The sequence below is a fragment of the Clostridium sp. D53t1_180928_C8 genome, from assembly GCF_015667795.1.
Classification (GTDB): domain Bacteria; phylum Bacillota; class Clostridia; order Clostridiales; family Clostridiaceae; genus Clostridium.
Genome location: NZ_JADPEL010000027.1, coordinates 21,779 through 40,683 on the forward strand (window position 1 = coordinate 21,779; position 18,905 = coordinate 40,683).

An 18,905-nucleotide genomic window follows, 5' to 3' on the forward strand; every position below is an offset into this window, starting at 1 on the left:
TTATAGGGAGGAGATTTTATAATGAATTATTATATTATAGTGTTTAAAAATACTCATGGTGCAATGTCAGCTGAACAAAAATTAAATGGTCTAAATTATCACTTTAGAATAATGCCTACTCCAACTTTAATAACTCAAAGTTGTGGGATTTGTATTAGAGTAGAAGAAGAAGAAAAATTAAATGAAATAATTGACAGTAAAGTAATTGAATTTAAGAATATATATAAAAAAGAAGATTCTAAGTATATACTAATTAAATAGACAAAGAGGTGAATTATTAGTATGTATGGACTTGTGGATGTATCCAGTATAAGTAAAAGTATAATTGATTTTTTTACCAAAAGAATAAACTTAGATGCTGTAGTTGAAAAATTAATATCTGTTATATTTATATCTATTTTAATGTATTTTTCAATAAAAATAGGAAATAAACTTATAAAGAAATTTGTTGATAGACAAGTTGCTAGTAAAAAGAGTTTTTCTTTAGAGCCACAGAAGGCATTAACTATAGGGGAAGTTTTAAAAAGTGTTTTGAAGTACACTGTATATATAATAGGTATAGGATCAATGCTATATGATATTTTAGCTAAGATACCTGTAGCATTAGCAAGTGCGGGAGGTTTTGCAATAGGTCTTGGTGCACAGAGTTTAGTAAAGGACCTTATTAATGGATTTTTTGTTTTATTTGAAGATCAATATGGAGTTGGAGATCACGTAACAATTGGACAATTTTCAGGAATAGTCGAGAGTATTGGTATACGAACAACTGTTCTAAGAGACTTTAGTGGTGATCTACACTTAATACCTAATGGATCTGTATTAGAAGTAACAAATCATTCAAGGGGAGATATAAGGTTTATAGTTGATGTAGAAATAGCTTATGAAGAAAATATAGATGTAGCTATAGAAGTTATTAAAAAGGCTAATTCACAATTTGAAGAAAAATATGAAGAAAAGCTAAGAGGTGAAATAGTTGTATTAGGAGTTCTTTCATTAAATGCATCAGGAGTAACAATTAGAGTTGTTGGAAGAGCGGAACCTTTAAGTCAATGGGAAATGGAAAGGGAGTTACGAAAAGAAATAAAAATAGCATTAGATGAAGCTGGAATAGAGATTCCATATCCAAAAACAGCTATTGTAAATAAAACTAAAAACTATAATATTTAGGGGGTATAAATATGATTGAAACATTTGATTTAGGTGATATTGTTGAAATGAAAAAACAACATCCTTGTGGAAGCAAAGAATTTGAAGTAATAAGATTAGGTGCTGATATTAAAATAAAGTGTGTTGGATGCGGAAGAATTGTAATGATACCACGCCTTAAATTCCAAAAAGATGCAAAAAAGGTGGTTAAAACTAATAAATGAAATAAAAATACTTGAAAAGAGTAGAATAAAGTGATAAAATCTTAAATTGTAATCCCTGCTACAGTAAAATGTAGCCGTTAGTCCAAAGGAGGTGAAAATGATGAGAAAGTACGAAACTATATTTATATTACACCCATCATTAGATGAAGAGGCTGTTAAGGCTGGAATCGAAAAATTCCAAGGTGTTATAGAAAACGGTGGAGGAAAAGTTGAAAATGTTGATTTCTGGGGTAAGAGAAAGCTTGCTTACGAAATAAACAAGGTTAACGAAGGTTACTATACTTTAATTAACTTCGAAGCTAATCCTGAATTACCAAAAGAGTTAGACAGAGTTTTCAGAATTACTGATGGTGTTATAAGACACATAATCGTTAAAAACGAAGCGTAAGAGGTGTATTGAAATGAATAAAGTTATACTTATTGGTAGACTTACTAAAGATCCAGAATTAAGATATGCAGCTGGTAGCGGTACTGCAGTTTGTAGATTTACTGTTGCTATAAACAGACAATTTAAAAAAGATGAAACAGATTTTATAAATTGTGTAGCATTTGGAAAAACTGGAGAAACAATTACACAATATCTTACAAAGGGTAGACAAATTGCTGTTACTGGAAGTATAAGAACAGGTAGTTATGATGCTCAAGATGGAACTAAAAGATACACTACTGATGTAGCTGTAGAAAGTTTCGAGTTCATAGGTTCTGGTGCTGGTGAAGGTAATAACAATAATTCATACTCAAGAAATTCTGATAACGCATGGGGCGCTCCAGCAGAAAGTCCTGATATGGGATTCGGAGATATGACTCCAGTAGATGATGGTGATATGCCATTTTAAAAAAAGTCTAATTATTTTATAAGGAGGGAACATCATGAGAGAAATGAAAAGATCTGGAAAAATGAGAAGATCTAAGAGAAAAGTATGTGCTTTCTGTGTAGATAAAGCTGAATCAATAGATTACAAAGATATCAACAAGCTAAGAAAGTTTGTTACAGAAAGAGGTAAGATTCTTCCAAGAAGAATTTCTGGTACTTGCGCTAAGCATCAAAGACAATTAACTGATGCTATCAAGAGATCAAGAAACATAGCTTTATTACCATTCACAACTGAATAGTAATAAGTTTATTAGCCCCTGATTTTCAGGGGCTTTTATTTTTATATTTCAAAATAATTACATAATTTGTAATTCCGACGCCTATTTAGTTGCATTAATAAAGAAAAATAATTAAAATAAAGATACAAGGGATTGAATAGGGGTGAGAATTTAGTGAAGAAAAAAGAAGAGCTAAATATTATGGCTAATATTAAAATTATAGAAGAGCTTAAAGCTAATTTGTTATGTATAATAGGTGAATTTTTCTCTCTGTTAACAAGAGGTACTAATGTAGCTAAGGATTCTATATTAAACTGTATATCAGGAGCAATTGTAATTTTATATGTATTAGCACAAAAGTTAGGTTATAGTTGTAATGAAGTAGATGACGACATGAGAAAAAAGTTAAAATTAGGAATAGCTGAAGAACATGAATATGAAAAAGAAGGTAAGAGTTTAACAAAACTTCAAAATCATATCAAGGGACGTTATTAATATAAAATTTAGGAGGCTTTTATGAAAAAAAAGCTCAAAAAGTATAGGAAGTTATTAATATCATTTGCAATTATTATTTTAGTAATAATTCTTTATTATATTAAGGCGTTTTATTTAGCAGGAACAGTTCTGCTAATATATGTAGTTTTTAATGAGTACTTAGATATTAATAGGGGAATATACAATGAAAAGGTAGATACTTTAACTGCAAGAATTAAGGCAAATATAAATGATAATATTTCTAATATGTCATATCCATTAGCTTTAATTGATAATGAGGGTAATATACTTTGGGCTAATAAGAGATTAAAAGAAGAATTAAATTTATTAGATTTGCAAGAGCAAAATATACTTAGTATAGGTAGAAATCTTGATTTGCAAAAGCTATTAAAGTGTGATAAAGATTTAAGGCAAAGAGTAAAAATAAAAGATTCTTTTTATAGCATATATGCTACTAATATAAGTAATGAAAATGAGTCATATGTTAAACAAAAATATATAGTATATTTTAATGAAGTAAGCAACTTAAGAGATTTATATTCAACTAGAGAAAGTATAATGTTAATAGAAGTAGATAATTTATCAGAAGCATTAGAGGTAACTGATGAAGCAAATAGACCAATGTTAGCCGCAGAGGTAGAAAAAGCTATAAATTCATATAGCAAAAAATTAAAATCTATGATTATTAAATATGAATATAATAAATATTGTTTATCAGTACAAGATAAATATATTAATGATGAAATTAATTGTAAGTTTAGCATATTAGATGAAATATCAAATATTGATAGAGGTAATAAGTTAGAAGTTACATTGAGCATTGGAATTGGTAGAGGTGGGGATAATTCACAAGAAAACTATAACAATGCAATGACTGCTAGAGAATTAGCACTAGGTAGAGGTGGAGATCAGGTAGTTATTAAAAATAACGAAAAGATAAGCTTCTTTGGTGGAAATACTCGAGAGCTTGAAAAAAGAACAAGAGTTAGGGCTAGGGTAATTGCACAAGCTTTAAGAGAGTTAATTTTTGAGAGTAGCAATATACTTATTATGGGACATAAAAACCCAGATATGGATGCATTTGGAGCATCAGTAGGTCTATGGTCAGCTATAAGGCAATTAGGAAAGAGTTGTAATATTATCATAGATAATGATATAAATGCGATTGATTATTATATGAATAAGCTTAAGAGTGATAGTAAGTATGATAATTTACTAATTTCCAGTAGTGAAGCTGAAAAAGCAATTAATGATAAAACATTATTAATAATAGTTGATGTCCATAATAAGGGATATGTAAGCAATTTAAATATAGCTGAAAAGATTAATAGAAAGATAATAATAGATCATCATAGAAGAAGTCCTGATATAATAGAAGGAGCATTACTAAATTATATAGAAGTTTATGCATCTTCTACATCAGAGATGGTAACTGAATTAATACAATATATGCTACAGAAGCCAAGGATATCAAAGATTGAAGCAGAAGGGCTTTTAGGTGGAATTTTTATGGATACTAAAGGGTTCCAGTTTAAGTCCGGGGTAAGAACTTTTGATGCTGCAGCTTTCTTAAGATCTTTAGGTGCAGATACAATAGAGGTTAAAAAGATGTTTACTGATAGTCTAGAAGATTATTTATTAATTTCAGAGACTATTAAGAGTGCCGAAGTACATGATAATCTAGCTATAGCAGTTTGTCCGAGTGATGTAAATAATACTGTAATTGTTGCAAGGGCTGCTGATGAATTATTGGGAATATCAGGTATAGATGTATGCTTTGTATTATGTGAAATAAATAATTCTATTATTATAAGTGGAAGATCAACTGGAGAGGTTAATGTTCAAGTTATATTAGAAGAGCTTGGTGGTGGTGGTCATATGAATATGGCTGGTGCTAAGTTAGATGAATCAATGAATGAGGCATTATATATGTTAAAAGAAGCAATAAAAAAACATTTAAAACTAAAAGAATAAAACTTTAAAGGATAGGTGTATAATATGAAGGTAATTTTATTACAAGACGTAAAGAAAATGGGTAAAAAAGGTGATGTTATAGAGGCATCAGATGGATATGCTAGAAACTATTTATTTCCTAGGAAATTAGCTGAAGAAGCAACAGCAAATGCATTACATGTTGTTAATGCTAAAAAGGAAAATGAAAGAAAAAAGAAACTTGCTGAATTAGAAGCAGCACAAAAATTAGCAGCTGAATTAAAAGGTAAAGAAGTTACTATAAATGCTAAGGCAGGAGATAACGGAAGATTATTTGGAGCAATAACTAATAAGGATGTAGCAGAAGTAGTTAACAGTCAATTTAATTTAAAAATAGATAAAAAGAAAATTGTTGTAAATACTATAAAGGTTGCTGGAGAATATGAAGTAGAAGTAAAATTATATCCAGAAGTATCTACAAAGATAAAAGTTATTATTGTTCCTAAACAATAAGGAGGATTAACATTGAATTTATATAACGAAGGGGTTAACTTAGAAGGAATACTAACAAGTGATTTACCAATAGAAGCAAAGGTTAATGTATTATTTGATGTACTTAAAAATGTTTTAGATGAAGGTGCAATCAGAGCTAGAACAGTAAGATTTAAGCTGCAAAAATACGTTAATTCAACAGAAATAAATGAGAGGATATATGCACTAAATGTTATAGCATCAGATGGAAATGGAGCTAAGGTTGTTCCAACAGATGAAACTGCACAAGAAGTGTTAGAGGATGTTATATATTGGATATCAGAAAATATAGCTAAAAAATATGTTCAAAATAAAATAGAGTCTGAAGTAGAAAAAGCTTTAGTTGAAAGACAAGATAAGTTCATGGATGAACTAAAAATGTCTATAATCAAAAAGCAAAAAGGAAAAGAAAATACAAAGACTACAGCAAAGTTAGAAAGATTAGAAAAGTTAGATGCAAAGCATATTAATAAAAATGTTATGTCACTTTTAAGACCAGAAAACTTTGATGAAGTAGTTGGGCAAGAGAGAGCAGTAAGATCATTAATTTCAAAAATGTCTTCGCCTTATCCACAACATATAATTCTTTATGGGCCACCAGGAGTAGGAAAAACTTCAGCAGCAAGACTTGCATTAGAAGCTGCTAAAAAATTAAGATTTACACCTTTTGATGAGGAATCAAAATTTGTTGAAGTTGATGGAACTACATTAAGATGGGATCCAAGAGAAATAACAAATCCTTTATTAGGTTCAGTACATGATCCTATATATCAAGGAAGTAAGAAAGACTTAGCAGAGGTAGGGGTACCTGAACCAAAAACAGGATTAGTTACCGAAGCTCATGGAGGAGTATTATTTATCGATGAAATTGGTGAATTAGATGATATCCTTCAAAATAAGTTGTTAAAAGTTTTAGAAGATAAAAGAGTAGAGTTTTCATCTTCTTATTACGATCCTGATGATGAAAATATACCAGAGTATATAAGATATTTATTTGAAAAAGGTGCACCTGCAGATTTTGTTTTAATAGGTGCAACTACAAAAGATCCAAGTCAAATAAATCCAGCATTAAGATCTAGATGTACAGAAGTATATTTTGAACCATTATCTTCACAAGATATAGATGGTATAGTTAATAATGCATCTGAAAAGCTTAATGTAGAGTTAGAAGATGGAGTTGGGAAGTTAATAAGCCAATATACAATTGAAGGTAGAAAGGCTGTAAATATATTATCTGATGCATATGGATATTCATTATTCAATAAGGATGAAGATGAAATAAGCAATAAAATAACTTTAAAGGATGTTGAAGAAGTTATTTCAATAGGAAGATATGCTCCATTTGAAAGATTAGATAATTTAGATAAATATGAAATTGGGCATGTATATGGATTAGGAGTAAGTGGATTCTTAGGTTCTACGATAGAAATAGAATCTACAGTATTCCCAGCTAAGAAAAAGGGTCATGGAACTATTAAGTTTAATGATACTGCAGGCTCTATGGCTAAGGACTCTGTATTTAATGCAGCATCTGTGATAAGAAAGATTACAGATAAGGATATTAAAGACTATGATGTTCATGTTAATGTAATTGGTGGAGGTCAAATTGATGGACCATCAGCAGGAGCTGCTATTACAGTTTGTATAATAAGTGCTCTTACAGAAAGGCCAATTCGTCAAGACGTTGCTATCACAGGGGAAATTTCTTTAAGAGGAAATGTTAAACCAGTTGGCGGTATATTTGAAAAGATATACGGTGCTAGAAGAAAAGGAATTAAACTTGTTGCTATCCCTAAAGATAATGAAAAAGAAGTTCCTCTAGGACTTGAAGATATAGAAGTTAAATCTATAAGTCACATAGAGGAACTAATGGAGATAGTATTTGAGAAGTAATGTAGATTAAGCTTCCTTTATAGGAAGCTTAATTTTATTATGTGAAGAAATAAATTTATTATACAAATGACCATAGCAAATTTGATTCATTTTGATATAATAGGTTATATGTGTAAAGAAGCAGAAATTATAATAAAAAATTGGGAGGTGGATTATTTATGGAAGCACCTATGATGAGAAGTTTACCACAAAGTATAGAAGCAGAGCAGTCCGTTATAGGGGCAATGATAATAGATAAAAGTGCCATTGCTCAAGTTTTAGAAAAGCTTAATGAAGAAGATTTTTATAGAGACGGACATAAGGCCATATATAAAGCGGTAAAGGAAATGTATGCTAAGGATATGGCAGTAGACTTAGTAACTATATTAGAGTATCTAAAGACTACTGATATGTTAGATAAGGCTGGAGGCGTTACTTATATATCTGAGTTAAGTTCATCTGTTCCTACAACAGCAAATTTAAGTTCTTATATAAAAATAGTAGAAGAAAAATCTACATTAAGAAAACTTATAAAGGCATCTACGTCTATTATTGAAGAAAGCTATAATAGTGGTGGAGATGTTGAGAAGGTAATAGATTTAGCTCAAAAAAAGGTTTTTGATATAGCTGAAAAGAAAGATTCTAAAGAATATGAGGCACTTTCTAATGTACTTGAAAGAGGATTTTTAGAAATAGAAAGATTATTTAATAATAGAGGTGCTATAACTGGAGTTGGTTCTGGAATTAAAGATTTAGATGCTAAGACATCTGGATTCCAAAAGGGTGATATGGTACTTATTGCAGCTAGACCATCTATGGGAAAAACAACATTCTCATTAAATATTGCAGAAAATGCAGCATTAAAGGAAGGAAAAAGTGTAGTAATATTTTCCCTGGAAATGTCTAAGGAACAATTAGCATATAAGCTTTTATGTTCACAAGCTAATGTTGATATGTTAAAGCTTAGAACTGGTAACTTAGAGGATGATGATTGGGAGAGAATTGCAAGGGCAACAGGACCATTAGCAAAGGCTAGAATCTATATTGATGATACTGCTGGTATTAGCGTTATGGATATGAGATCTAAGTGTAGAAAGATAAAAATGGAGCATGGTATTGATATGATACTTATTGACTACTTACAGCTTATGTCAGGTAGTGCTGGTAGCGATAATAGACAACAAGAGGTATCTGAAATATCAAGATCTATCAAGGCATTAGCAAAAGAGATGGAGTGTCCAGTAATTGCATTATCACAGTTATCTCGTGCGCCAGAGCAAAGAGCTGACCATAGACCAATGCTATCTGACTTAAGAGAATCTGGATCAATTGAGCAGGACGCCGATGTTGTTATGTTTTTATATAGAGATGAGTATTATAACAAAGAAACTGAAGAAAAAGGTATTGGTGAGTGTATTATAGCAAAACAAAGAAACGGCCCAGTTGGAACAGTTAAAATGGCTTGGATTGGAGCTCACTCTAAGTTTGCTGATTTAGACTTAGTGCATAAAGAATAGTTATTAAGTAACGATTTAATATAGTGACAAGTTTAGGAGTTTTAGAAATAACTTTACATTTATCAGATGTCACTAAATATAAGAGGTGTTGTATGAGTAAAAAGATTGGGTTTATAGGTTGTGGAAATATGGGCAAGGCTATGCTAGGTGCCTTAGTTAAGTCTAATGAGATTAATAAAAATGATATTATTGTATCTACAAAGAGTAAAACTTCAGCCCAAAAAATAAGTGATGAGTTTTCTATAAAAACAACAACAGTTAATCTTGAGGTTGCTGAAGTAGCTGATATATTATTTTTAGCAGTTAAGCCATATTTCTTTAAGGAAGTTATAGAAGAAATAAAAGATAGTATTAAAGACGATACTGTTATTATTTCTATAGCAGCAGGTATAACTATAGCTCAAATAGAGCAATGGTTTGATAAAGATGTTAAAGTTGTTAGAACTATGCCTAATACACCAGCATTAGTTGGTGAAGGAATGTCAGCGATATGTCCTAATGAATTTGTTGATGAAGATGAAGTAGAATATGTTGGTGGATTATATAATTTATTTGGAAAGTATGAAGTTCTTGAAGAAAAAGATTTTCATGCATTTATAGCATTATGTGGATCATCACCAGCCTATGTATTTATGTTTATAGAAGCAATGGCTGATGCTGGGGTTAAGTTAGGTATACCTAGAGCTAAAGCTTATAAGTTAGCAGAGCAAAGTATATTAGGTTCAGCTAAATTAGCATTAGAAACAGGAAAGCATCCAGGAGCGTTAAAAGATGAAGTTTGTTCACCAGGAGGAACAACAATAGAAGCAGTAATAGAACTTGAAAAGAATGGATTTAGAAATACTGTTATAAGTGCAGTTGAAAAGTGTGCAGAGAAATCTAAAAATATGTAATATATTAAATAATTGAAAATTAATTGTGGTAATATATGATTTTAAAATATATAATATAAGATAATGAATATATTATAAAAAAAATGAAATAATTAAAATATAAAAAATTCTATGAAAAGAAGAGTACTTATTCAATTATATTTTACAGCGAGTAGGGGTAGAGTGTAAGCCCTATAAAATATAGAGTAAGGAAGAGGAACTTGGAGAAGCTACCTGAGTATAAATTATGAGGGTATGTCGTTGACTGCGTTAAAGTTTTGAGTGAACTAATTTTTTAGTTAAATTGAGTGGTACCGCGGAAATATTCCGTCTCTTTGTATGAAAAGAGACGGATTTTTTATATGTTTAAGACAATAAGGAGGTAAAGTTATGAAAATATTTATTGATGAAATAAATGATGTAGTAAAAAGTGCTTTTGAAGAGCTTGGATACGAAAGAGAAACAGGAAAGGTAAATGTATCAAATAGACCTGATTTATGTCAGTATCAATGTAATGGAGCTTTAGCAAATGCTAAGAAGCATAAAAAGGCTCCAATGATAATAGCTCAAGAGATTGTTGAAAAATTAAATGATAATAATATGTTCTCAAAATTAGAGGCTGTAGCACCTGGATTTATTAACATTAATGTTAATGATGAATTCTTAATAGAATATGTTAATAAAATGAACAAAGATGAAAACTTTGGAGTTTCAAAAGCTACAGAAGTTAAGAAAATAGTTGTTGATTACGGTGGGGCAAATGTTGCTAAGCCATTGCATATTGGACATTTAAGATCAGCAATAATTGGTGAAAGTATAAAAAGAATTGCAAAATTCCTAGGGCATGATGTAGTTGGTGATGTTCATTTAGGCGATTGGGGTCTTCAAATGGGAATGGTAATATCAGAGGTTGAAAGAAGAAATCCATCTTTACCATACTTTGATGAAAGCTTTACTGGAGAGTATCCAGCAGAAGCACCATTTACAATAGATGAGCTTGAAGATATATATCCATATGCAAGCAAGCTTGCTAAGAGTGATGAAAAAGTTATGGAGGCAGCAAAACAAGCTACAGTTGAACTTCAACAAGGTAGAAGAGGATATGTTGCTTTATGGAAGCACATATTAAATGTTTCAGTTACTGATTTAAAGAAAAACTATGGAGCATTAGATGTTGACTTTGAATTATGGAATGGTGAAAGTGATGCACAAAAATTTATTCCAGAAATGATAGATGAATTAAAGCAAAAAGGATTTGCTCAAGAAAGTGAAGGAGCTTTAGTATTTGATGTAAGTGAGGAAACTGATAAGAGTCCAGTTCCACCACTATTATTACTAAAGTCTGATGGAGCATCCTTATATGGAACTACTGACCTAGCTACTGTTGTAGAAAGAGTTAGAGATATGAATGCTGATGAAATAATATACTTAGCAGATAAAAGACAAGGGCTACATTATGAGCAATTCTTTAGAGCAGCTAAGAAATCTGGAATAGCACATGAAGATACTGTTTTAGACTTTATAGGTTTCGGGACAATGAACGGAAAAGATGGTAAGCCATTTAAGACTCGTGAGGGTGGAGTAATGAGACTTGCAGATTTAATAAATATGATTAAAGAAGCAGGTAAGGAAAAGCTTAAGGACAATAAAAATATTGCAGAAGAAGATGTTGAAGAAATATCTTCAAAGGTTGGATTAGCTGCATTAAAATATGGTGATTTATCAAATCAAGCGGCTAAAGATTATGTATTTGATATAGAAAGATTTGCTTCATTTGAAGGAAATACTGGGCCATATATTTTATATACAATCGTAAGAATTAAATCTATATTAAATAAAGCAGAAGGCTTTAATGAGGAAAATGGTATTTTAGTACCTCAAAGTGAATCAGAAAGAGGATTAATGCTTCAATTAGCTAAATTTAATGAAGTTATTGAGTTAAGCTTTAGAGATAGAGCACCTCATAAGATATGTGAATTTATCTATGAATTATCTAATAACTTTAATAAGTTCTATAATGATACAAGAATATTATCAGAAGAAGATGAGGCTAAAAAATCATCTTGGTTAAGTTTAATAGATCTTGTTAAAAATGTTTTAGAACAAGGATTAGATTTATTAGGAATGGAAAGCGTAGAAAGAATGTAATTTAAATAAGCTGTATCAAAATTATAATTTTGATACAGCTTATTTTTATAAATTTATGGGATAATACATTGCTTATTTAAATAATATTTTTATCAATATTTTGAGGGTATAAAAATATAATGTATTGATTAATAGATTAAGGAGGTTAAGCAATGTATAGGATTGAAGTTAAAGAGTTAGGAAAAAATAAAGAATGTGTTTTAAAGGAACTTAAACATATAACTTATAAGGACTTATATAATTTAGTTAAACCGTATATAAGTGAAGAACACCTATCCTTTTCCCTTCCTAATGATTGTACAGATGGTAGGGAGTGGGGGTATATATATTCCCATGATATACCTATTGGAGAAATTTTGATAACCTATATAGAAGAAGAGAGATAGAATAAAGAAAAAGTATTAGATTCTTAAACCTAATACTTTTTTGTAATTATATAGTTGCAACGCCACTTTTAATTGCAGCGTCTTTGACAGCTTCAGCAACTTTCTTTTGAACATCTAAATTAAAGGCTTTTGGGATGATATAGTTTGGATTAAGTTCTTCATCTGAAACAGAATTAGCAATTGCATGAGCAGCAGCTATTTTCATTTCTTCATTTATTTCAGTTGCTCTAACATCTAAAGCACCTCTAAATATTCCAGGGAAAGCTAAAACATTGTTTATTTGATTTGGGAAATCAGAACGTCCAGTACCAATAACTTTAGCTCCAGCTTCTTTTGCATCATCAGGGAATATTTCAGGGGTTGGATTAGCCATAGCAAATAAAATAGCATCAGTATTCATAGATGATACCATTTCTTTTGAAACTATATTAGGAGCTGAAACACCTATAAATACATCAGCATTTTTAATAACATCCTTTAGGACCCCAGATTCATTGTTAGGATTAGTAATTTGAGATAGTTCTTCAAAATATTCATTAGAATAACTAGTATCTCTATTTAAAGCACCATCTCTATCACAAACAACTATATTTTTAGCACCATAAGATAATAAAAGTTTAGTTATTGCAGTTCCTGCTGATCCAGCACCATTAACTACAACTTTTAAATCTTTAATATTTTTATTAACTATTTTCAATGCATTTATTAATCCAGATAAAACTATAATAGCTGTTCCGTGTTGGTCATCGTGGAAAACAGGTATATTTAATCTTTCTTTTAATTTCTTTTCAATCTCAAAGCATCTAGGAGCAGATATATCCTCTAAGTTTATTCCTCCTAAAGTAGGTGCAATTCTAACTACAGTATCAACAATTTCATCAACCTCTTTAGTATCAAGAACTATTGGAAAAGCATCAACATTAGCGAATTCTTTAAATAATATAGATTTACCCTCCATTACAGGTAAAGAAGCTAAAGGCCCGATGTCTCCAAGACCTAATACTGCAGTACCATCAGAAATAACAGCAACTGTATTCCACTTTCTAGTGTATAAATAAGCTGTAGATGGATCTTTATGTATTTCTCTACATGGCTCTGCAACACCAGGAGTATAGGCAAGAGATAAATCTTTTGCATTAGTTATTTTAACTCTTGAAGTTATTTCTAATTTACCCTTTAATTTTTTATGGAATTTTAGTGACTCTTCATATATATTCATAATATGACTCCTCCCAAAAATATATTTACAGTATTATTATACGAATTATATTTAAAGAAGGCAAAAAAATATTCGTAAAAATCTTGAAATTTTATAATTACTTTGATACCATGTTATATGGGATTGTAATGTAATATAATATAATCCATTAGTAATGTCTTAAAAGGAGGCAATGTATAAATGTCAGCATTTATTGTTTTAGGAGCTCAATGGGGAGATGAAGGTAAAGGAAAGATGACAGACTACCTAGCTGAAGAGGCAAATGTAGTTGTTAGATATCAAGGTGGTAACAACGCAGGTCATACAGTAGAAGTTGGAGATAAGCAATACAAACTTCACTTAATACCATCAGGTATATTACACGATGAAAAGCTTAATGTAATAGGAAATGGTGTAGTTGTAGATCCTATGGCTTTCTTTTCAGAAATTGATTACTTACAAGAAGAAGGAGTTAAAGTAACTCCAGAAAAGCTAATAGTTAGTGATAGAGCACACGTTATTATGCCATATCATAAGATTCTAGATAAATTAAAAGAAAAAGCTAGAGGAAAAAATGATATTGGAACTACTGGTAAAGGTATAGGACCTTGTTATACAGATAAGTTTGAAAGATGTGGTATAAGAGTTTGCGATCTTATAGATAAAGAAGTGCTTAAAGAAAAACTTATGGAAAATATCGAAATGAAGAATAAGTATATCGTTAATGTTCTTGGTGGAGAAGCTTTAAGTTTTGACGAAATATATGAAGAGTATTCTAAATATGGTGAAAAATTAAAACCATTCGTAAAGGATACATCAGTAAGAGTTTATAATGAAATAAAAGATGATAAAACAGTTTTATTTGAAGGTGCACAAGGAATGTTATTAGACATAGACTATGGTACATATCCATATGTAACATCATCAAACACTACTGCAGGGGGAGTAGCTAATGGTGTTGGTATAGGACCAAATATGATAACTAATGCTGTTGGTATAGCTAAAGCTTATACAACAAGAGTAGGTAAAGGACCTTTCCCAACAGAATTAGAAAATGAAACTGGAGAATGGATAAGAGAAAAAGGTCATGAATATGGAGTAACTACAGGTAGATCAAGAAGATGTGGTTGGCTTGATATAGTTATACTAAAGACTTCAGTTAGAGTTAGTGGATTAACTTCATTAGCTGTAACAAAAATAGATACATTAGCTGGATTAGAAAAAGTTATGATGTGTGTTGGATATAAATTCAATGATGAAGTGATTGATTACTTCCCAGCTAGTTTAGAAGATTTAGCTAAGTGTGAACCTATATACGAAGAGTTTGATGGTTGGGATGAAAGTGTAGCAGAAGCAAGAAGCTATGAAGAATTACATCCAAATGCAAGAAAATACTTAGAAAGAATCGAAGAATTAACTGAAACTAGAATTTCTATAGTATCAGTAGGGCCAAGAAGAGATCAAACTATGAGAGTTAAACCTCTATAATATAATTATTTAGCCGTATAAAAATATTTTTATACGGCTTTTTGTAATTTGTATAATATTAATTTATAGTGTGCAAAATAATAATAAGTAAAATTATAAGAGGTGCATATTATGATTGATAAATATACAAGTTTATGTGATGCAATTGCGGAGAATCCTGTAGCAGCTAATATATTAATGAGTTATGGAATACCTACATATGATATTACAGAAAATCAATTTTCATCTTTAGAAGAGATATCAAAAAGGTATAATATCGATATTAATTCTGTGGTAAATCAAATTAACAGCGGATTAGCAAGCTTATACTAAGATTATTTATTTGAATTTTACATATATTTCATATAAAATAGTTTTATTAAATAATTTTATGAAAGCTAAGGTGATTAAATATGATTACTAAAGATATGACTATTGGAGAAGTAATAAAGATAAGTGATAATAAAGCTGAAATTTTAATGAGCTTTGGAATGGGATGTGTTGGTTGCCCATCAGCACAAGCGGAAACAGTTGAAGAAGCAGCATATGTTCATGGAATAAATTTAGAAGAATTATTATCAGCTTTAAATAGATAAAAAATATTTGAACCCATATTTATGGGTTCTTTTTCATAAATTAAAGTAAGAAGGGGAATAAAACATGGGAATAATTACAGAAAAAGAATATGAAGTACATTACTATGAAACTAATTATAGATTAGAATGTAAAATGTCATCTATAATTAATTATTTTTGTGACATAGGAACTAAGCAATCAGATAATCTAGGCGTTGGAATAGATTATTTAACTGAGAGAAAATTAGCATGGGTGTTTTATAAATATGATATAAAGGTAAAAAGATATCCTAAGTATGGTGAAAAAATAAAAGTAGTAACAATGGCAAAAAGCTTTAAAAAATTTTATGCCTCTAGGGCATATGAAATATATGACGAAAATAATGAAAAAATAGTAGATGGGGAAGGAATATTCTTATTAATAAATATAGATAAGAGAAGAGCAGTAAGAATTCCTGATGATCAATATATAGCTTATGGAGTTGATATTGAGACTTGTCCAGATATAAAAATTACTAAGCTAGAAAAATTAACAGAAGAAATGCATCAAAATAGATTTAAAGTTAGATATGGAGATATAGATTCTAACATGCATGTAAATAATGTTAGATATGTTGAGTGGGCAATAGAATCACTTCCATTAGAGATTGTTTTAAATTATGAGCTTAAAGAGTTAAGTGTCATATTTGAAAAAGAATGTAGATATGGGGCTGAAATAAGTGCTTCATATGAAATAAAAGAAAATGAAGATGAAGTATTAATTCTTCATAAAATTGCTGATAATGAAGGAAAAGAATTAACTGTATTAACTAGTAGTTGGAAGAAGTTAATTAATAATTAATATGAAAAAGTAGTAAGCTTAAAGAGCGTGTTTATTAGGCTTACTACTTTTTATTAAAATAAATTATGTTATTTATTTTCTGCAATTGATGTTGCTACAGTATATCCAGAGCTCCAAGCCCATTGAAGATTAAAGCCACCACAATCACCATGAACATCTAATATTTCACCACAGAAGTAAAGGTTAGGAACTAATTTAGATTCTAATGTATTATAATCAATATCTTTAGTATTAACTCCACCAACTGTAACTTGAGCCTGATTAAAATCATTAGTTCCAATGCAAGTGAATTTCCAACTCTTTAAAGTATTTACTAGCTTCATTTTTTCTTTCCAAGAAAGTTCATAACATGGCATTTGAAGATTAGTTATCCCACATTCTTTTAGTAAAATAGGAATTATCTTTTTATGTATAACACCAACTAAAGCATTAATTATAGGTCTATGACTAAGAACTGCAAAATGACATTCTAAGAAATCTTGTAATTCATCTTTAGAATAGCTAGGTAATAAGTCTACTACAACTTCAGTTTGCTTTTTAACAAAAGTACTTTGAGAAGCTAATGCTGATATTTGTAAAATAGGAGGACCAGAAATTCCATAGTCAGTAAAGAGTATTTCTCCAAAATCTTTTTTTACAACCTTATCATTAATTAATAAAGTCACATATCCATCAAATTTAACTCCAGATAAAGCCTTTAGATGAGGATAGTCTAATTTTAATTGAACTATTCCAGGAACTAATGATGTTATTGAATGTCCAAAACTTTTAGCAATATTATATCCGGTTCCATCAGATCCTGTCTTAGGTGCTGTTTTTCCCCCACATGCTAAAATAACTTTATTAGCTGTGAATAATTTATATTCTTCGCTACTTGTGGATAACTTAAAAATTTTACCCTTGTGGATATATTTTATTTTACAGTTTGTGTATAAAGGTATATTTCTATCTTCTATAGCCATTTTTAAAATATCCACAACTGAAGATGCTTGAAGCGACTGTGGATAAAGTTTGCCAGTAGGCAATGCTACAATTGGAAGACCTAAAGATAAAAAGAAATTTTTTGTATCTTCAAGTGAAAGTTTATCTAAAGCAGTAAATTGAAAATCTGAATTTGAACTATGGTAATTAATAAAAGGTGGTTTTATGCAATTATTTGATATATTACATCTACCATTACCTGTAGTTAAAATTTTTTTACCAACTCTATCAGTACCTTCAACAATTGCTACATCTATTCCAAAATCTTTGGCAGTAATAGCTGCAACTAATCCTGAAGCACCACCACCAACAATTATTAAATCATGATGCAAATTAAACACCCCTTTCGTATAACTAAATTGCAAAGCAATATTTTTCGATTAACTATATCTTAATATTTAGCATTATGTTCTGCAATAAGAATTATGTAATTGTAGCATAATAATAAAGTAATGAAATTAAGAAATACTAAAATATAGAGGTGATATTAAAATGAAAGTTAAGATAATAAATTCTAATTCTGAAGATTATCAAAAAGAATTTAAATTAAGAAGAATGAATTATGATCAAGTAGTAGTTAATTATCCCGGAGGAAAAGGAATAAAAGTTTTTGATAAATTAGAGGTAAAATTTATAACAGAAAGTGAAATTGATGAGTTTTTAATTAAATATAGTGATTTTTTAAAAATAAAATTAAATAGAGGAATATCAGTTGCGTTATATAAGGCTATTCTAGATACAATAGAAAATGAATTGAAAATTAATTTTGAGAGTTTAAATTTATTAAAGGATAAATATGCCGTAAATAAGAGAGGAATATGGGAAAAAGAAATTTTATGTGTAATTAATGAAAACATGCCGATAAAGATAATAGCTGATGGACAAAATTTTAAGAAAAGTGGATTTAATATAAATATTGAAGAAGTAGAAAAAGCAGAATTTTTAGAAGTTTGTGCATTCGAAATAAAAAAAATAAATAAAGAAATTAAAGAAAAAGAGGATTTATTGAAGAGATATGGAGAAGGAATAGAGAAAATTAAAAATCCTAAAAACCTAGTAAAAATGCTAGTTTAGACAGAAGTTAAAAAACATAATAAAAAATATATAAAAAAAAATTAAAAAAAGTGTTGACACTATATATAATTTTAGGTATTATAGGTAATGTGCTCGGGAGAGCGCAGCAGAAAAGAAAAAACCTAGGCCCCTTGGTCAAGCGGTCAAGACACCACCCTTTCACGGTGGTAACAGGGGTTCGATTCCCCTAGGGGTCACCATTAAATTTGGAAGCATAGCTCAGCTGGGAGAGCATCTGCCTTACAAGCAGAGGGTCACAGGTTCGATCCCTGTTGTTTCCACCAATACGCGGCTCAGTAGCTCAGTTGGTTAGAGTGCCGGCCTGTCACGCCGGAGGTCGAGGGTTCGAGCCCCTTCTGAGTCGCCATTTTAAAACTATATAATATAAAGTATAATGGATACGCTTCATTGGCTCAATGGCAGAGCAGCTGACTTGTAATCAGCAGGTTGTTGGTTCGACTCCGACATGAAGCTCCACTAGGCCCCTTGGTCAAGCGGTCAAGACACCACCCTTTCACGGTGGTAACAGGGGTTCGATTCCCCTAGGGGTCACC

Annotated in this window: 21 protein-coding genes, 5 tRNA genes and 1 other annotated feature; of the genes, 24 read left to right on the top strand and 2 right to left on the bottom strand. The window is 30.2% G+C overall.

What is annotated here, in order from left to right:
* Positions 1-21: 21 nt before the first annotated feature.
* The 14 genes from I4V51_RS14265 (at position 22) to I4V51_RS14330 (ending at position 12,215) form a co-directional block, all read left to right on the top strand.
* The gene (locus tag I4V51_RS14265; protein WP_195989109.1) at positions 22-261 is read left to right on the top strand and encodes a DUF3343 domain-containing protein; all 240 of its coding nucleotides are present in this window, start codon (positions 22-24) and stop codon (positions 259-261) included.
* A 21-nt stretch (positions 262-282) separates the two neighbouring features.
* On the top strand, positions 283-1,167 hold the full coding sequence (locus I4V51_RS14270; RefSeq protein WP_195989110.1) for a mechanosensitive ion channel family protein: 885 nt from the start codon (positions 283-285) through the stop codon (positions 1,165-1,167).
* Between the two features lie 11 nt (positions 1,168-1,178).
* Positions 1,179-1,370 (top strand): DUF951 domain-containing protein, encoded by a 192-nt coding sequence (locus I4V51_RS14275; protein ID WP_195989111.1) that lies wholly within the window; start codon positions 1,179-1,181, stop codon positions 1,368-1,370.
* A 100-nt stretch (positions 1,371-1,470) separates the two neighbouring features.
* Positions 1,471-1,758: a 30S ribosomal protein S6 gene (gene rpsF, locus I4V51_RS14280; protein ID WP_133015217.1), complete on the top strand. Its 288-nt coding sequence runs from the start codon at positions 1,471-1,473 to the stop codon at positions 1,756-1,758.
* Positions 1,759-1,771: 13 nt separating this feature from the next.
* Positions 1,772-2,206, top strand: a complete 435-nt coding sequence (locus I4V51_RS14285; protein ID WP_195989112.1) for a single-stranded DNA-binding protein — start codon at positions 1,772-1,774, stop codon at positions 2,204-2,206.
* Positions 2,207-2,240: 34 nt separating this feature from the next.
* The gene (gene rpsR, locus I4V51_RS14290) at positions 2,241-2,483 is read left to right on the top strand and encodes a 30S ribosomal protein S18 (RefSeq protein WP_005209834.1); all 243 of its coding nucleotides are present in this window, start codon (positions 2,241-2,243) and stop codon (positions 2,481-2,483) included.
* A gap of 180 nt (positions 2,484-2,663) precedes the next feature.
* Complete coding sequence (locus I4V51_RS14295) at positions 2,664-2,957, top strand: MazG-like family protein (RefSeq protein ID WP_195989127.1); 294 nt, start codon at positions 2,664-2,666, stop codon at positions 2,955-2,957.
* 21 nt (positions 2,958-2,978) lie between these two features.
* Positions 2,979-4,931, top strand: coding sequence for a DHH family phosphoesterase (locus tag I4V51_RS14300; RefSeq protein ID WP_195989113.1), 1,953 nt, complete (start codon positions 2,979-2,981; stop codon positions 4,929-4,931).
* 24 nt (positions 4,932-4,955) lie between these two features.
* Positions 4,956-5,402 (top strand): 50S ribosomal protein L9, encoded by a 447-nt coding sequence (gene rplI, locus I4V51_RS14305; protein WP_195989114.1) that lies wholly within the window; start codon positions 4,956-4,958, stop codon positions 5,400-5,402.
* Between the two features lie 12 nt (positions 5,403-5,414).
* Entirely contained in the window at positions 5,415-7,313 is a 1,899-nt protein-coding gene (gene lonC, locus I4V51_RS14310; RefSeq protein WP_195989115.1) for a Lon family ATP-dependent protease, read from the top strand.
* Positions 7,314-7,471: 158 nt separating this feature from the next.
* Complete coding sequence (locus tag I4V51_RS14315; RefSeq protein WP_195989116.1) at positions 7,472-8,809, top strand: replicative DNA helicase; 1,338 nt, start codon at positions 7,472-7,474, stop codon at positions 8,807-8,809.
* Between the two features lie 92 nt (positions 8,810-8,901).
* Entirely contained in the window at positions 8,902-9,702 is an 801-nt protein-coding gene (gene proC, locus I4V51_RS14320) for a pyrroline-5-carboxylate reductase (protein WP_195989117.1), read from the top strand.
* 102 nt (positions 9,703-9,804) lie between these two features.
* Positions 9,805-10,019, top strand: a binding site (T-box leader).
* A 52-nt stretch (positions 10,020-10,071) separates the two neighbouring features.
* On the top strand, positions 10,072-11,829 hold the full coding sequence (argS, locus tag I4V51_RS14325; protein ID WP_195989118.1) for an arginine--tRNA ligase: 1,758 nt from the start codon (positions 10,072-10,074) through the stop codon (positions 11,827-11,829).
* A 152-nt stretch (positions 11,830-11,981) separates the two neighbouring features.
* Positions 11,982-12,215, top strand: coding sequence for a hypothetical protein (locus I4V51_RS14330; protein WP_195989119.1), 234 nt, complete (start codon positions 11,982-11,984; stop codon positions 12,213-12,215).
* Positions 12,216-12,261: 46 nt separating this feature from the next.
* Here the strand turns inward: I4V51_RS14330 and I4V51_RS14335 are convergent, their stop codons facing one another.
* Positions 12,262-13,434: a malic enzyme-like NAD(P)-binding protein gene (locus tag I4V51_RS14335; protein WP_195989120.1), complete on the bottom strand. Its 1,173-nt coding sequence runs from the start codon at positions 13,432-13,434 to the stop codon at positions 12,262-12,264.
* A 180-nt stretch (positions 13,435-13,614) separates the two neighbouring features.
* Here I4V51_RS14335 and I4V51_RS14340 point away from each other — a divergent pair, with 180 nt between their 5' ends.
* The 4 genes from I4V51_RS14340 (at position 13,615) to I4V51_RS14355 (ending at position 16,296) form a co-directional block, all read left to right on the top strand.
* Positions 13,615-14,901, top strand: a complete 1,287-nt coding sequence (locus I4V51_RS14340) for an adenylosuccinate synthase (protein ID WP_195989121.1) — start codon at positions 13,615-13,617, stop codon at positions 14,899-14,901.
* A gap of 111 nt (positions 14,902-15,012) precedes the next feature.
* Entirely contained in the window at positions 15,013-15,213 is a 201-nt protein-coding gene (locus tag I4V51_RS14345; RefSeq protein ID WP_195989122.1) for a hypothetical protein, read from the top strand.
* An 80-nt stretch (positions 15,214-15,293) separates the two neighbouring features.
* Complete coding sequence (locus I4V51_RS14350; protein WP_195989123.1) at positions 15,294-15,476, top strand: DUF1858 domain-containing protein; 183 nt, start codon at positions 15,294-15,296, stop codon at positions 15,474-15,476.
* Between the two features lie 64 nt (positions 15,477-15,540).
* The gene (locus I4V51_RS14355; RefSeq protein WP_195989124.1) at positions 15,541-16,296 is read left to right on the top strand and encodes an acyl-ACP thioesterase domain-containing protein; all 756 of its coding nucleotides are present in this window, start codon (positions 15,541-15,543) and stop codon (positions 16,294-16,296) included.
* 68 nt (positions 16,297-16,364) lie between these two features.
* On the opposite strand, the gene I4V51_RS14360 is transcribed toward I4V51_RS14355, so the two are convergent.
* Positions 16,365-17,618, bottom strand: a complete 1,254-nt coding sequence (locus I4V51_RS14360; RefSeq protein ID WP_195989125.1) for an NAD(P)/FAD-dependent oxidoreductase — start codon at positions 17,616-17,618, stop codon at positions 16,365-16,367.
* A 151-nt stretch (positions 17,619-17,769) separates the two neighbouring features.
* Between I4V51_RS14360 and I4V51_RS14365 the strand changes: the two genes are divergently transcribed.
* The 6 genes from I4V51_RS14365 to I4V51_RS14390 all read left to right on the top strand — a co-directional run bounded on the left by I4V51_RS14365 (position 17,770) and on the right by I4V51_RS14390 (position 18,903).
* Entirely contained in the window at positions 17,770-18,351 is a 582-nt protein-coding gene (locus tag I4V51_RS14365) for a hypothetical protein (RefSeq protein WP_195989126.1), read from the top strand.
* Between the two features lie 125 nt (positions 18,352-18,476).
* A tRNA-Glu gene (locus I4V51_RS14370) sits at positions 18,477-18,551 on the top strand.
* Positions 18,552-18,559: 8 nt separating this feature from the next.
* A tRNA-Val gene (locus I4V51_RS14375) sits at positions 18,560-18,635 on the top strand.
* A gap of 6 nt (positions 18,636-18,641) precedes the next feature.
* Positions 18,642-18,718 (top strand) — tRNA-Asp (locus I4V51_RS14380).
* Positions 18,719-18,753: 35 nt separating this feature from the next.
* Positions 18,754-18,828 (top strand) — tRNA-Thr (locus I4V51_RS14385).
* A 3-nt stretch (positions 18,829-18,831) separates the two neighbouring features.
* Positions 18,832-18,903, top strand: a tRNA-Glu gene (locus tag I4V51_RS14390).
* Positions 18,904-18,905 lie beyond the last annotated feature (2 nt).

Coding starts and splice junctions, on each gene's coding strand:
- I4V51_RS14265 (WP_195989109.1), top strand. CDS start 22: ATGAATTATTATATTATAGTGTTTAAAAATACTCATGGTGCAATGTCA.
- I4V51_RS14270 (WP_195989110.1), top strand. CDS start 283: ATGTATGGACTTGTGGATGTATCCAGTATAAGTAAAAGTATAATTGAT.
- I4V51_RS14275 (WP_195989111.1), top strand. CDS start 1,179: ATGATTGAAACATTTGATTTAGGTGATATTGTTGAAATGAAAAAACAA.
- rpsF (WP_133015217.1), top strand. CDS start 1,471: ATGAGAAAGTACGAAACTATATTTATATTACACCCATCATTAGATGAA.
- I4V51_RS14285 (WP_195989112.1), top strand. CDS start 1,772: ATGAATAAAGTTATACTTATTGGTAGACTTACTAAAGATCCAGAATTA.
- rpsR (WP_005209834.1), top strand. CDS start 2,241: ATGAGAGAAATGAAAAGATCTGGAAAAATGAGAAGATCTAAGAGAAAA.
- I4V51_RS14295 (WP_195989127.1), top strand. CDS start 2,664: ATGGCTAATATTAAAATTATAGAAGAGCTTAAAGCTAATTTGTTATGT.
- I4V51_RS14300 (WP_195989113.1), top strand. CDS start 2,979: ATGAAAAAAAAGCTCAAAAAGTATAGGAAGTTATTAATATCATTTGCA.
- rplI (WP_195989114.1), top strand. CDS start 4,956: ATGAAGGTAATTTTATTACAAGACGTAAAGAAAATGGGTAAAAAAGGT.
- I4V51_RS14315 (WP_195989116.1), top strand. CDS start 7,472: ATGGAAGCACCTATGATGAGAAGTTTACCACAAAGTATAGAAGCAGAG.
- proC (WP_195989117.1), top strand. CDS start 8,902: ATGAGTAAAAAGATTGGGTTTATAGGTTGTGGAAATATGGGCAAGGCT.
- argS (WP_195989118.1), top strand. CDS start 10,072: ATGAAAATATTTATTGATGAAATAAATGATGTAGTAAAAAGTGCTTTT.
- I4V51_RS14330 (WP_195989119.1), top strand. CDS start 11,982: ATGTATAGGATTGAAGTTAAAGAGTTAGGAAAAAATAAAGAATGTGTT.
- I4V51_RS14335 (WP_195989120.1), bottom strand. CDS start 13,434: ATGAATATATATGAAGAGTCACTAAAATTCCATAAAAAATTAAAGGGT.
- I4V51_RS14340 (WP_195989121.1), top strand. CDS start 13,615: ATGTCAGCATTTATTGTTTTAGGAGCTCAATGGGGAGATGAAGGTAAA.
- I4V51_RS14345 (WP_195989122.1), top strand. CDS start 15,013: ATGATTGATAAATATACAAGTTTATGTGATGCAATTGCGGAGAATCCT.
- I4V51_RS14350 (WP_195989123.1), top strand. CDS start 15,294: ATGATTACTAAAGATATGACTATTGGAGAAGTAATAAAGATAAGTGAT.
- I4V51_RS14355 (WP_195989124.1), top strand. CDS start 15,541: ATGGGAATAATTACAGAAAAAGAATATGAAGTACATTACTATGAAACT.
- I4V51_RS14365 (WP_195989126.1), top strand. CDS start 17,770: ATGAAAGTTAAGATAATAAATTCTAATTCTGAAGATTATCAAAAAGAA.